The following is a 13,387-nucleotide window of genomic DNA, read 5'->3' as shown; positions in this document are numbered from 1 at the left end:
TCTGCTTGAAATGCGTGAAAAGCTGGGCAAATCTACGCTCAACGGGGAAATACAGGGGCTTTGACGGACATAAAGGGCGTCATTTAGAGAAATCCAAGCCATCATTTGCAGGCCGTCCGATGAAAGGGAGGAAACTTTCGCGGACGGTGGCCAGAGGGGAAACCGGGTGACGGAAATATCCGCGCCCGGTTTCATTCTTTTAAGCTCAAATTTTCAAGCGCGTGCTTCTTCGGGCAATGCCTTGCCCGTCATTTATGTTTTACGCGATGGCGTTTGCGTCCGCTCTTTATTTGGCCTACATACGCGTCAGCAATTTCCGCGCGGTTCGGCTTCATTCGAACCCACCCGCGCTTTCCAACCCGTGGAGACGACGCGCTTTATGGCACGCCAATTCATTTATCATATGTCCGGCCTGAACAAGGCATACGGCGCCAAGAAGGTTATCGAAAACCTTCATCTGTCATTCTATCCAGACGCGAAGATCGGTATTCTCGGCCCCAACGGCGCCGGTAAGTCGACGATCCTCAAGATCATGGCCGGTCTCGACAAGGAATATACCGGCGAAGCGTGGCTCGCCGACGGTGCCACCTGTGGTTATCTCGCGCAGGAACCGCATCTCGACCCAGAAAAGACTGTGCTCGGCAACGTTATGGAAGGTGTGGCTGCGAAGACCGCCATTCTTGAGCGTTACAACGAGCTGATGATGAACTATTCTGATGAAACCGCCGACGAAGGTGCGGCGCTTCAAGACGTCATCGACAGCCAGAACCTCTGGGATCTGGAAAGTCAGGTTGAAATGGCGATGGAAGCGTTGCGCTGCCCGCCAGCCGATGCCGATGTCACCAAGCTTTCGGGCGGTGAGCGTCGCCGCGTTGCACTTTGCAAGCTGCTGCTTTCGAAGCCTGACCTGCTGCTGCTCGACGAACCAACCAACCACCTTGACGCTGAAACCACCGCTTGGCTGGAAAAGCATCTGCGCGAATATCAGGGCGCCGTCCTGCTCATCACGCACGATCGCTACTTCCTCGACAATGTGACCGGCTGGATTCTCGAACTCGACCGCGGTCGTGGCATTCCTTACGAAGGCAACTACTCGGCTTATCTCGAAGCCAAGGCCAAGCGTATGATTCAGGAAGGACGTGAAGAAGATTCGCGTCAGAAAGCTCTTGAACGCGAGCGCCAGTGGATCGCCGCAAGCCCCAAGGCACGTCAGGCGAAGTCGAAAGCCCGTATCAAGGCTTACGATCAGCTGGTTGAAGCTGCGGAAAACCAGCGTCCGGGCGATGCCCAGATTCTGATCCCGGCAGGCGAGCGTCTCGGCCAGGTGGTTATTGAAGCGGAAGGTCTGACCAAGTCGTTTGGCGACCGTATGCTCATTGAAAATCTGACCTTCAAGCTGCCTCCAGGCGGTATTGTTGGTGTTATCGGCCCGAACGGCGCCGGTAAGTCGACGCTGTTCAAGATGATCACCGGTCAGGAAAAGCCGGATTCGGGTTCGATCCGCATCGGCGATACCGTGCATCTTGGCTACGTCGATCAGAGCCGCGATCACCTCGACCCGAACAAGAATGTCTGGGAAGAAATCTCCGGCGGCAACGACATCATCAAGCTCGGCAAGTTTGAAATGAACTCGCGCGCTTATTGCGGCGCGTTCAACTTCAAGGGCGGCGATCAGCAGGCCAAGGTTGGCAATCTTTCCGGTGGTCAGCGCAACCGCGTGCATCTTGCCAAGATGCTCCAGGCAGGCGGCAACGTTCTGCTCCTCGACGAACCGACCAACGATCTTGATACGGAAACGCTGGCAGCGCTCGAAGATGCGCTCGAAAAATACGCTGGCTGCGCTGTTATCATCAGCCACGATCGCATGTTCCTCGATCGCCTGGCGACGCATATCCTCGCTTTCGAAGGCGACAGCCATGTTGAGTGGTTCGAAGGCAACTTCGAAGACTATGAGGCGGACAAGGTCCGTCGTCTCGGACCGGAAAGCGTCAACCCGAAGCGGGTGACGTATAAGCCGCTTACCCGATAATGACTTCCAAGGCCGGTGCATCGCACCGGCCTTTTCATTTGATGAAAGGAAAGACGATGAAAGACTGGTCCGCAAAACAGTATCTGAAGTTTGAAGATGAACGCAGCCGCCCGGCGCGCGATCTTCTGGCACAGATACCCCTGACAGCGCCGCGCAAGGTGGTGGATATCGGCTGTGGACCCGGCAATTCGACCGAGCTTCTCGTGGAGCGCTGGCCGGACGCGCAGATCTCGGGTTTCGATACGTCGCCCGATATGATCGACAAGGCGAAGGCCCGTCTGCCGGATGTTGAGTTCTTCATCAGCGATGCCGCCAGTTTCGAGCCGGATGCCGAAACGGACGTGTTGTTCTCCAACGCCGTCTTCCAGTGGTTGCCCGATCATATCGAGCAGTTGCAGCGGCTTTTGTCCTTGCTGCAACCCGGCGCATTTCTGGCGATCCAGATGCCAGATAATATGGGCGAGCAAACCCATGTCGGGATGCGCGATGTTGCCAAGACTGAGCCTTTTGCAGCCAAGATCGGCAAGACGGGCAGGGGGCCTTTGCCGCCCGTCGCCACCTATTACGATGCCTTGGTCGCCGACGCGGCGCGGATTGATATCTGGCACACGATCTACAATCATCCGCTCGCCAGTGACGATGCAATCGTGGAGTGGCTCAAGGGCACCGGCCTTCGACCATTCCTCGATCCGCTGGATGCCGACGAGCAGGCGGCCTATCTCGCAGCCTATAAGGAGCGTATCGCGCCGCATTATCCGACGACTCGCGACGGCAAGGTGCTGCTTCGATTCCCGCGTATCTTCATGGTTGTTCAGAAGCGATAATCATGCCGAAACCGGTCACTACACGGGGATGTGATTGATGCTCTCCGTGTCGATGGTCGGGTTGATCTAGAATTTTTCCAATTATTTCAAAGAACTGTGGTGGGCGGTGGCGGTTGAATTGCCATCGCCCGCTTTGCTATTGCTTATAAGTCAATAGATTGCATGCAAACGATTTTGCACCTATGGTCTGGTCGCATTCTGGACCTGCGCTAAATTAGCGAGCATCCTTATAACGTTGCGTCATCCAACATTATCGCTGTCGTTCGATGTGGGTAGCAGAATCCGCTTTTGGGAGTTTTTAACATGAGCAATGCAGGAACGCATGAGGATGCCAATGGCGAGGTCGAAGCGGCGCATGACGCCCACGATACGCGCCGTCGTGTCTATGCGATTGTGGCCAGTGCCTCGGGTAATCTGGTCGAATGGTATGATTTCTATGTTTATTCGTTTGGTGCGCTTTATTTCGCGTCACAGTTTTTCCCCGCTGAGGATCAGACCAGTCAGCTTTTGAACGCGGCTGCGATTTTCGCGGCAGGCTTTCTGATGCGTCCGATCGGCGGCTGGTTGTTTGGCCGTATCGCCGACAAGCTGGGCCGTCGCACATCGATGCTGATTTCTGTCACCATGATGTGTTTCGGCTCGTTTGCCATCGCTATTCTGCCGACTTATGCGTCGATTGGCGTGCTGGCTCCGGTGCTGTTGCTGATCGTGCGTCTGTTGCAGGGCCTTTCGGTCGGCGGCGAATATGGCACGACCGCGACCTATATGAGTGAAGTGGCGCTTGCAGGCCGTCGCGGCTTCTTCTCGTCGTTTCAGTATGTCACGCTGATCGGCGGCCAGCTTCTGGCCGTGCTGGTAATTGTGCTCCTCCAGTTCATGCTCACATCCGAGCAGCTTCATTCCTGGGGCTGGCGCATCCCGTTCGCAATCGGCGGTCTTGCGGCCATCGTGGCGCTCTTTCTGCGCCGCACGCTGCATGAAACCACCACAGAAGAAACCCGCAGCAGCAAGGCTGCCGGCAGCTTCGCCACCATCTGGAAGCATCACCGCAAGGCGTTTCTGGTTGTTGTCGGTTTCACGGCAGGCGGTTCGCTCGCCTTCTATACCTTCACCACCTATATGCAGAAATATCTGGTCAACACGGCCGGTATGAGCAAGGAAACCGCCAGTGAAACGATGACCTTCGTGCTGCTGGCCTATATGCTCATGCAGCCGCTGTTCGGCGCGCTGTCCGACAAGGTCGGTCGCAAGACCATGATGATCGGCTTCGGCGGTATTTCGATCCTCACGACGATCCCTTTGATGACGCTGATTGGCTCGGTGCAAAGCTCGACCATGGCCTTCATCTATATCGTGATCGCGCTGGCCGTGGTGAGCATGTACACCTCCATCAGCGGTATCGTGAAAGCCGAGCTTTTCCCGGCGGAAGTGCGCGCACTCGGCGTCGGTTTCTCCTACGCTATCGCCAATGCGATCTTTGGCGGCACGGCGGAATATGTCGCGCTGTGGTTCAAGCAGCAGGGCATGGAAAGCGGCTTCTTCTGGTACGTGACCATCATGATGGTCATCGTCTTCGCGGTCAGCATCTTCATGCCGAACCCGCGCAAGCACGGCTATCTGCAAGGACATGGGTCTGTCGATTAAACGGCCCTAAGCCTCTACGATCAAACGCCGCCTCCGGGCGGCGTTTTCACATCTCCACCGCTTCGTCGTCTTCCGGCGACAAAAGCCGTGTTGCACGCCATTCCGTCAGCTTTGAATTGATTGCGTCGAGCACGAAGAAGCGGGCGGAATCCTTGTCGTATCCGTCATCGCGCAGCGTGTCGTAATCGGTATGGGCATGGCGCACATGCGCCACGGCGGCAAGCCATACCGCTGTGGATGGCGGCAGTGTCTTCATATGCGGGGCGAGAGCCGCCGCTCTGATCGGCTCGGAATCTGAATAGGGAGCCGCCGGAAGCAGCAATGTGAGCGATTTGGCGATTGCCTTCTGACGCATAGTGCTCGCACGCATGGCGCTTTCCTTTTCTGCATTCGCTGTGAACGAATCCCCAGCTCGATTCATTCTGCCATGAAAAGCGCTTGCATAGGAATGCCTTTCCATATAAACATATCTTTATATGTTTTTAAGCGCAGCGTGGGTTGCGCACCCAACGGAAGAGCTGAAGATATGGCCGGTTTGCAATTGCAACTCGATCAGATGGTGGATGTGTTGAAGGCAGTGGCAGAGCCAAGCCGTCTGCGCATTCTGGCGCTTCTGGTGCGGGGTGACCTGACGGTTTCCGATCTGACGACCATTCTCGGCCAGTCGCAGCCGCGCGTGTCGCGCCATCTCAAGCTATTGGGCGAAGCCGATCTCATCGACCGCTATCAGGAAGGGGCATGGGCCTATTTCCGGCTGGCGGATAACGCAATCTGTGGTGATCTGGCGCGTGGCTTGCTGGCGCGTCTCGACCGTTCCGATGCGCTGGTCGAGCGCGATCTGGAGCGACTTTCACAGGTCAAGTCCAGCCGTCAGGAAAAGGCAGCGGCCTATTTCAGCGCCAATGCCGGTAGCTGGGGCGAAATCCGCAAGCTGCATGTTTCGGAGAATGCGGTTGAAACCGCACTCAAGAAAATCGTCGGCGAAAAGCCGTTTCAAGCCATGCTCGATGTCGGAACCGGCACCGGGCGCTTGCTGGAGCTGTTCGCGCCGCTTTATGCGCGCGGTCTTGGCATCGACATCAATCGCGATATGCTGGCTGTCGCCCGTGCCAATCTCGATCTTGCGGCCATCGGCAATGCGCAGGTGCGCCAGGGCGATGTTTATGCGCTGCCGGTCGAACGCGAGAGCTTCGATCTGGTGACGATCCATCAGGTGCTACACTTTCTGGACGATCCGCTTTCGGCGATCCGCGAAGGCGCGCGGGCGCTGCGCCCGAATGGTCGTTTGCTGATCGTCGATTTTGCGCCGCATACGCTCGAATTCCTGCGCGAAGACCATGCGCATTTGCGCCTTGGCTTCAGCGACGAGCAGATGCTGGGCTGGATGAAGGAAGCGGGCCTTGAGCCTGAAAAGACGCTGGAGCTGACCCCGAAGGGCGCAAGCGGCGATGAGGGACTGACCGTCAAGCTTTGGCTTGCACGCGATCCGCGTCTTCTCATTGCCGATCCGGCAACGAATGAATCAAGCATGACGGAGACAGTGTGATGGGTTTTTATGGTCTTTCCCGCCGACCGGATGTCGGCCAGACCACCCGGGTATCGTTCGAATTCTTTCCGCCTAAGTCGGAAGAGATGGAACAGCGCCTCTGGGAAACGGTCACACGGCTGGCGCCTTTGCAACCGGAATTCGTGTCCGTCACCTATGGTGCGGGCGGCTCGACGCGTGAGCGTACAATCCGCACCGTTGCGCGCATTCTGAAGGAAACCGATATCCAGCCTGCGGCGCATCTGACCTGTGTGGATGCAACGCGTGAGGAAGTCGACCGCGTAGTGCGCGAGTTCGCCGATCTCGGCGTCAACCGTTTCGTGGCCCTGCGCGGGGATCCGGCTGCGGGCATTGGCGAAAAATATGTGCCGACAACCGGCGGCTATCTGAATGGCGCTGATCTGGTCGGCGGCCTGCGCCAGATTTCGGATTTCGATATTTCGGTTTCGGCCTATCCGGAAAAGCACCCGGAAAGCCCCGATTTCGCGACCGATATCGACATGCTGAAGCGCAAGGTGGACGCTGGCGCAACGCGCGCCATCACGCAGTTCTTTTTCGAAAACGATCTTTATGAGCGTTATGTCGAGCGCGTGCGCCGGGCTGGGATTTATATCCCGATCGTTCCGGGCGTTTTGCCGGTGCATAATTTCAAGCAGGTCAAGAATTTCTGCGCTCGTTCCGCGACGCATATTCCCGCTTGGCTCGCAGAACGCTTCGACGGGCTGGAAAACGACCCGCAGACGCATCAGCTGGTGGCTGCGGCCATTGCCGCCGAACAGGTCATGGATCTGATCGAGCGCGGCGTGCAGGATTTCCATTTTTATACGATGAACCGCGCCGATCTGCCTTATGCGATCTGCCATATGATCGGCATTCGCCCGAAGACCGAAGCGGCCTTGGAGCCTGCATAAGATCCTTGCATGACCAAGAAAAAAGCCCGCCATTTCGGCGGGCTTTCTGTTTCTTGCGAGACCGGTCTATCCTCGAAACCTGTGTCGCCGTAATCGTCTGATGCGTCTGCTTTACGGTATGACGCCTGCTATCAACGCTGCAACAAATGCAAATGCTGCACAGATCATGAGGACATTCAAAGATCGTGTCAGTCCCATCGGTCTGTCTCCTTCATATGCGCCAGACAAGCGTCCGGCGCGCGCTGGTAGAGAGTGGAATCTAAGCGCAAAAAGCCGAGAACAAAAGAAGATTTCGTGCTGCAACTTGGCGTGATTGTGAAAAAAACCTTCTGTTTACCACCTAAGTTATTGAAATTTCTGACCTGAAAAATCTGTTCACATTTCATGAAAAAGACACAGAACTGACAGGATTTACGGGGTAATCGCCACAATTCCCACAGGCTGTTTGCAGCGATACCCCGCTTTTTCGTCAGCGGATCAGGGCGAGAAACGCCGACAGAGTCACCACGGAAATGACCGTCGAATAGAGAATGACATTGGAGGTGATGGCCGCCTCACGCCGATAATGTTCGGCGAGCATGAAAGGGCCGGTGCCCGTCGGCAAGGCAGCGAGAAGGGCGGCGCTTTCCGCCATGAGCGGCGGCAGTCCGAAGACATAGACCGCAAGCAGCCATGTGGCGAGCGGTTGGACGATCAGCTTGACCGAGACGAGGAAGGCAATGGCGTTGACGCTTTCGCGTTCGACCTTGCGCGACTGCGCGAGGAACAGGCCAAGCGCCACAAGCGCGCAAGGCGATGCTGCGCCTCCGAGCATTTTCAGAAAAGTTTCGGCAGGGGCGGGGATCGTCAGCCCGAGGAAGGAGAAGATCGCTCCAAGTGCTGGTGCAAACAGCAGTGGATTGCGAATGAGCGAGCGGACGACTTTCCAGACGAGATGAAACGGCTTTTTCTCGGTTTGCAGGCCGATTTCGATCAGCACGATCGCAAAGGCGAAAGTGACGCAAACGGTGATGATGATCGAGATGGTGGTTGCGGCCAGAACGCCGGAGCCGAAAGCGATCATCGACAGCGGAATGCCCATATAGCCCGTATTGGGATAGGCGGCATTGAGGCCGTCGAGTGCGGTATCGGCAAGCGGCAGCTTTCCGCGCAACCGCACCAGAAAGGGCAGGACGAAGGCGATGGCGCTGCTCAGCAGGAAGACGGCGATGAAGCCCGGCTGCCAGAGTTCGCTGCCATGCGTATTGGCCATGATGTCGAACAAAAGCGCAGGCAGCGCCAGATAGACCACGAAGCGGTTCAGCTCTGCAATGGCGTGTGGTCCCAGTATTTTCAGCTTGAACGCGCCCCATCCGGAAAAAATGAGCGCAAATACGGGCAGGACAACGAGCAGGGTAGTGAGCATGAAACAGGCATTCGTGGTGAGAGCAGAATAGGAAAAGGCGCGGGGATGATCCCGCGCCTTATGATGTGCTTAGAGCTTGTCCAGAAGCTCCTGGGTGGGCCAGGAATCGGCTGGCATGCCAAGCCGCATCTGTTCGGCGCGCACGGCATCGCGGGTCAGGAGACCGTAAACGCCGTCGATCTTCGCGCCCATATCATAGCCGCGTGCCTGAAGCTTCGTTTGCAGCTCCTTCATCTGCTCCTGCGTCAGACCCGGAATCGGATTGCCGGGATCGAATGCAGGCGCACCGGCAAGGCGCGTCGCAAAATAGGCGGCGGTCGTCGCGTAGACGATGGATTTGTTCCATTCGACGAAGACGTCGAAATTCGAATAGGACAGGAAGGCCGGGCCCTTGCGGCCAAGCGGCAGCAGCAGCGAGGCATCGCCGTCATCCGGTCCGAGTGGGCCATTCAGGCCGGTCACACCCTGCTCAGCCCACCAGGAATGCGGCTTGCGATTGGTGCGGATGGCTTCTTCCCAAGGCAGATCCTTGGTGATGCGCACTTCTTCTAGCCATGGTTGGCCGCGCTTCCAGCCGAGTTCGGAAATCATGCGACCGGCGGTCATCATGGCGTCGGGAACGCTGTTCTTCAGATCGACCTTGCCGTCGCCGTCACCATCGACGCCGCGCTCCAGATAATCCTTGGGCAGCAGCTGCATCATGCCGATTTCACCGGCCCAAGCACCGGTCGTGCTGGCATCGACAACGCCCGTGTCGAACAGCTTGAGCAGTGCGATCAGCTGCGGACGGAAGAGATCCGGACGGCGGCAGTCATAGGAAAGGGTGACGAGCGCGTTCAGCGTGTCGAAATCACCCTGAATCGCGCCGTAATCGGTTTCAAGGCCCCAGAAGGCGGCGAGAACCGGACCCGGCACGCCGTAGGTTTCTTCAACTTTCTTGAAGACATCGGCATGTTTGACCAGATTTTCCTGGCCTTTTTTCAGGCGCGCTTCCGAAATGAGGCGCTTGGAAAATTCGGTGAAGGTCAGATTGAAGACAGTCTGCTTGCGATCCCGGTCGAGCACCTTCTGCTCAAGCGATGCCTTGTGCAGCTCGCTGATGCCCTTTTCGCCGACACCGGCTTCACGCGCTTCCTTGGCCAGATTTTCGATCCACTGGCCAAGATCGGTTTCGCATTCGGGCTTGGGTGCGTTGACGGCAGTTTCGGTCGGAGCCGCAGGCGCCGGAGAGGTATTGGCAGTCTGTGCATTCGACACTGCGGTCGAAGCGAGCAGGGCGGCTGTCATGATGGAAGCAACAAACTTCATCGGTAACTCACACTCGTTTTGCAGGGAGCAACAGGTCCCTTCCAAGGATTGCTAAAGCTATTGCCCCAACAAGCCATGGAAATGAAGCAAAACTTGATGTGTGCGGTCAAACAGGCCCGTCTTAACGGGCCTTGTTGCTTTCCAGCCACTTTTTCCACGTGGCGGCGTCGCCCGCGAAGACATTGATGTCTGCATCGCCCTTGATGCCCGGAATGACGCCCGTGCCGGTATATTGCCAGAACGTCCACGGATGCGGGCCGTATTTCTCATCCGGATGACCGGCGACCGAGCGCAACCAGAATGGATAATCCGGTATCTGACGCAGATCATTGTCGTCGAAGAAATCGACGGTTGTGTAGATGATCGGGCGCTTGCCATAATGCTTTTCAAGCGCTGCAAGGAAGATACGCATTTCCTTGCGCACAACCGCCGCATTGGGCCGCAATTTGCAGGTTGGCGATTGCGGGTTCCATTCCATATCGAGAACCGGCGGCAGCGCGGAAGGATCGCGCGGCACATTCTGGATATACCAGCGGGCCTGTTCAATGGCCGGACGGCAGAAATAATAGAAATGATAGGCGCTGCGGGGAATGCCCGCCTCGCGTGTGCCATTCCAATGCTCGGTAAAACGGTCGTCCACACGGTCGCCGCCCTCGGTCGCCTTGATGAAGGCAAAGGAGATGCCGCTGGCGCGCACGGCGCTCCAGTCGGTGTTGACCTGGTATTTTGAAACGTCGGTGCCGTGGATCGGATAGTGCCACGGCGTCTTGCCGGTCCAGTCATGCGGATCGCGATCGCCGAAGCGTGGCGCCTTCACTGATCCCGATGGCGGCGGAATGCGGGCGACCGTGCCGTGCTTTTTCACATCAGAAAAATCGTAATCCACCGTCGTACAGGCTGAAAGCAGAACGGCGCCCATGCAGGAGGCAAAGCAGGTGCCAAGAAAATTGCGGCTGGCCAGACGGCTCATGAGACGTTTCATGCAGGGTTTCCGGTGTCGCGAATCAGTCCCTACAACGGTTACGCGATCCGCGACCGGTCGTCATCAGCCCAGTGCTGTTCTTGCTCCTAATTTTAAGCAGAAGCGCGAATAACGGCGATCCACGCAAAGCCGCGATAAAGCACGTGGCGTTCCACCGACAGGCCGCGCTCGGCTGCAAGCCGTTCACACACGGCGAACATGTCCTGACGCGGCGTCACATGGAACCAGTCGAGCCATGTATAGAGGCTACGTTTGAACCATCCGGGCAGGCGGCCTTGATCACCGAAATCGACGACATGCAGTTCGCCCTCCGGTCCGAGATGCCGGATGCTTTCGCGAATGACCGATTGCCATTGCGGGATCATCGAGATGGCATAGGAAATGAAGATGCGGTCGAAGCCGGTTTGACGGAAAAGCTGCTCGGGATCGAACTGCGCTGCATCTGCGAGCTCAAGCTCAGTACGGCTTTCGATCCCCGCACGTCTGGCGGCGCTGCGGGCCGTATCCAGCATTTCTGCTGAAATATCGATGCCGTAAAGTTTCGCATCGGGGTAGTGCTGCGCCGTTTTGACGAGGTTGCGACCGGTGCCGCAGCCGATTTCCAGAACGCTGCCGCCATCCGGCACATGGAGTGTCGCGATCATCTGGTCGCGACCCAGAAGGTAATATTTGCGGGTCGCATCATAGAAATGGCGCTGATGGCGGTAAACCTTGTCCATCAAACACGCATGGCTTGCACCCTGACCATTGCCTTGTGCGCTCGCACGGCTTCCTTCCGGGCTTTGCAGCATGTCAGGCGTCCTTCAGGACATAGAGGTGAAAGCCGCCATAGATCGACGAGCGGTCGCGGTCGTGCAAAGCGCGGGATTCTTCGGCGCGATATTCCCAGCGGTCGAGGATCTCCGGCTCAACGCGACCCGGCAGCAGGCTCGGTTCGGCGGCGGTACGGAAAATCACGCGAGCGCCCGGTGCGGCAGTGCGTGTGATTTCGGTCCAGACGGCATTCAGCTGGCTGTCGTTCATCCAGTCCTGCGCGTCGAGAAGGATATAGCGATCCACCGATGCAGCAGGCTTCGCAGCCAGAAAGTCGGTGTAATTGGCGTTCTGGACGGTCATGCGGTCGGCGCGGGCGCGCACCGTTTCGAAATTGGCGCGTGACAGATAAGGCGGCAGCGGGCCGGTTTCCTCATCGCCGCTATAGCCGCGCCCGAAAGCCTGCCAGGCGAAGTAGTTTTCCGTCAGCGGAAAGCCGCAAGCGAGTTTCTCGAGGCGGCTGCGCAGCACTTCGGCCATGTTGCCGTTTCCGGCGGTGGCGAGTGCGTCATATTGCTGGGGCGGGATGCCGAGGCCGAACAGTGAGGATTTACGCGCCGTCGCCCAGCGCACCATGCGCTTTTCGAACAGAGGCGCCAGCGCCGTATCGAAGAAGCTGCGCTGTTCTTCCATGGTGCGCGACTTGAGGATGTCGCGCGGGTCGATGCCGTAGAGGCGCGCCACGCGATGCCCCATGCCGATGAACACACCCAGCAGGCCGTGACGATAGAGGTCGCGCCAGAAGATCGAAATGCGCTGGCGACCGTTCCATTTGCGCTTTTCCCAGTAAGCGCGGCTTTCGGCATCGAGATGCGGACGCACGAAGCGCTTGTAGGCGGCAAGATTGGTCTTGTCGTCTGCCTTGCCGTAGAAGCGGTAGAAGGCGCTGTAATCGGGCAGGTTCTTGAGCGCCGCGAGTTTCAGCCGATTGAAGGCGACATGGGCCTCGTTGAGGTCCACGGCTTCGACGCGGGCCGGATCGGCGGTGAGATAGGACAAGGCGTTGCAGCCGCCGGACGCGATGGTGACGATGCGATGTCCGGGCTGAATGGCGAGTGCTGTCATGTCCACATCGGGGTCTTCCCAGATCTGCGGATAGACCAGCCCCTTGAAGAGCCAGGCGAACAATCTTTCCGAAAAGCCCGCGCGGGACAGCGCATGGTTCTGGGTTACTGCACGCTTCAGAATGGTACCGTCAGCTGATTGTTCGGCCATAAAATTCCCCTTTGGGACGAATCCCGCGCTTGGTTTCAAAAAGTTAAACACCGGGGCATGACAGGGGATTGACGGATTAATGACCGCTTTCTGACAGCGAAATGCGCGAGTAAGTGCCTGCAATCTTGGCGTTTTATTACGGACGGTAAGACTATTTGAGAGAACCTTTCCTCGTCGCTGCCGTTTTCTTCTGTGACGGTGGGTATCGACAGGACTTCTGTGCCTGATCCAACCGCAAAAGTGGTCGACCGGTAAGGAGCCGGCCGAACACGAAGAAAGCTACGAAGAGAGCAGAGGGGTGTTCTGCGCAAATTGCGCCATGCTCAACAGGGATAAGCTCGCAACGAGCAGACCCACGCTAGGAAGGAGAGACAATATGAAGAAGTTTCTGATTACGTCTGTTGCCGCCGTGTCGCTTCTGGGCCTTGCCGCCTGCAATGAGAAGAAGGATGACGGCGCCAGCAACGCTCCCGCACCGGCACCGGCTGCGCCTGCCGCACCTTCGAACAATGATACGACGACCACGCCCGCAACGCCGGCTCCGGCTACTCCGGGAACGGGTACAGGCGGTACAGGTAGCGCACCTGCTAATTAAGCTGGCTTGTTATTTAGCACCAAGCAAGTGCGGGCAAGTTGCAGCCGGTGAGCTGTCATAGTCCCGTATGATAAATGTCATACGAATGGCGGTCCGGGAAACTGGATCGCCATTT

The 13,387-nt window shown here is 57.5% G+C and carries 12 protein-coding genes; 6 read left to right on the top strand and 6 right to left on the bottom strand.

Annotated elements, in window-relative coordinates; all coding sequences use genetic code 11:
* The first annotated feature begins 379 nt into the window (after positions 1–379).
* From ettA to ACTJKP_RS03900, 3 genes are all read left to right on the top strand, one after another.
* The gene (gene ettA / locus ACTJKP_RS03910) at positions 380–2,029 is read left to right on the top strand and encodes an energy-dependent translational throttle protein EttA (protein ID WP_078338864.1); all 1,650 of its coding nucleotides are present in this window, start codon (positions 380–382) and stop codon (positions 2,027–2,029) included.
* Between the two features lie 56 nt (positions 2,030–2,085).
* Complete coding sequence (gene tam, locus ACTJKP_RS03905) at positions 2,086–2,853, top strand: trans-aconitate 2-methyltransferase (RefSeq protein ID WP_078338677.1); 768 nt, start codon at positions 2,086–2,088, stop codon at positions 2,851–2,853.
* A gap of 303 nt (positions 2,854–3,156) precedes the next feature.
* On the top strand, positions 3,157–4,497 hold the full coding sequence (locus ACTJKP_RS03900; protein WP_440629756.1) for an MFS family transporter: 1,341 nt from the start codon (positions 3,157–3,159) through the stop codon (positions 4,495–4,497).
* Between the two features lie 46 nt (positions 4,498–4,543).
* Here ACTJKP_RS03900 and ACTJKP_RS03895 read toward each other — a convergent pair whose 3' ends face one another.
* Entirely contained in the window at positions 4,544–4,867 is a 324-nt protein-coding gene (locus tag ACTJKP_RS03895) for a DUF2293 domain-containing protein (RefSeq protein ID WP_440629755.1), read from the bottom strand.
* Between the two features lie 156 nt (positions 4,868–5,023).
* Between ACTJKP_RS03895 and ACTJKP_RS03890 the strand changes: the two genes are divergently transcribed.
* Both ACTJKP_RS03890 and metF read left to right on the top strand, forming a co-directional pair.
* On the top strand, positions 5,024–6,043 hold the full coding sequence (locus ACTJKP_RS03890; RefSeq protein ID WP_440629754.1) for an ArsR/SmtB family transcription factor: 1,020 nt from the start codon (positions 5,024–5,026) through the stop codon (positions 6,041–6,043).
* Positions 6,043–6,954, top strand: coding sequence for a methylenetetrahydrofolate reductase [NAD(P)H] (metF, locus tag ACTJKP_RS03885; protein WP_440629753.1), 912 nt, complete (start codon positions 6,043–6,045; stop codon positions 6,952–6,954). Before ACTJKP_RS03890 ends, metF begins: the two co-directional genes overlap by 1 nt.
* Before the next feature lie 469 nt (positions 6,955–7,423).
* On the opposite strand, the gene ACTJKP_RS03880 is transcribed toward metF, so the two are convergent.
* The 5 genes from ACTJKP_RS03880 to ACTJKP_RS03860 all read right to left on the bottom strand — a co-directional run bounded on the left by ACTJKP_RS03880 (position 7,424) and on the right by ACTJKP_RS03860 (position 12,677).
* The gene (locus ACTJKP_RS03880; protein WP_078338674.1) at positions 7,424–8,359 is read right to left on the bottom strand and encodes an AEC family transporter; all 936 of its coding nucleotides are present in this window, start codon (positions 8,357–8,359) and stop codon (positions 7,424–7,426) included.
* A gap of 69 nt (positions 8,360–8,428) precedes the next feature.
* A complete protein-coding gene (locus ACTJKP_RS03875; protein ID WP_078338673.1) occupies positions 8,429–9,667 on the bottom strand; it encodes a lytic murein transglycosylase in 1,239 nt (412 codons plus the stop codon).
* A 121-nt stretch (positions 9,668–9,788) separates the two neighbouring features.
* The gene (locus tag ACTJKP_RS03870) at positions 9,789–10,637 is read right to left on the bottom strand and encodes a glycoside hydrolase family 25 protein (RefSeq protein WP_440629878.1); all 849 of its coding nucleotides are present in this window, start codon (positions 10,635–10,637) and stop codon (positions 9,789–9,791) included.
* A gap of 104 nt (positions 10,638–10,741) precedes the next feature.
* A complete protein-coding gene (locus ACTJKP_RS03865; protein WP_440629752.1) occupies positions 10,742–11,440 on the bottom strand; it encodes a class I SAM-dependent methyltransferase in 699 nt (232 codons plus the stop codon).
* 1 nt (position 11,441) lies between these two features.
* The gene (locus ACTJKP_RS03860; RefSeq protein ID WP_440629751.1) at positions 11,442–12,677 is read right to left on the bottom strand and encodes a DUF3419 family protein; all 1,236 of its coding nucleotides are present in this window, start codon (positions 12,675–12,677) and stop codon (positions 11,442–11,444) included.
* 376 nt (positions 12,678–13,053) lie between these two features.
* Between ACTJKP_RS03860 and ACTJKP_RS03855 the strand changes: the two genes are divergently transcribed.
* Positions 13,054–13,272: a hypothetical protein gene (locus ACTJKP_RS03855; RefSeq protein ID WP_113534689.1), complete on the top strand. Its 219-nt coding sequence runs from the start codon at positions 13,054–13,056 to the stop codon at positions 13,270–13,272.
* The last annotated feature ends 115 nt before the right edge of the window (positions 13,273–13,387 follow it).

The sequence above is a fragment of the Brucella sp. 22210 genome, assembly GCF_052045675.1.
In the GTDB taxonomy this organism is placed as follows: Bacteria; Pseudomonadota; Alphaproteobacteria; order Rhizobiales; family Rhizobiaceae; genus Brucella.
Note: the sequence above shows the minus strand (reverse complement) of the source record. Positions and strands in the feature narration are given on the sequence as shown.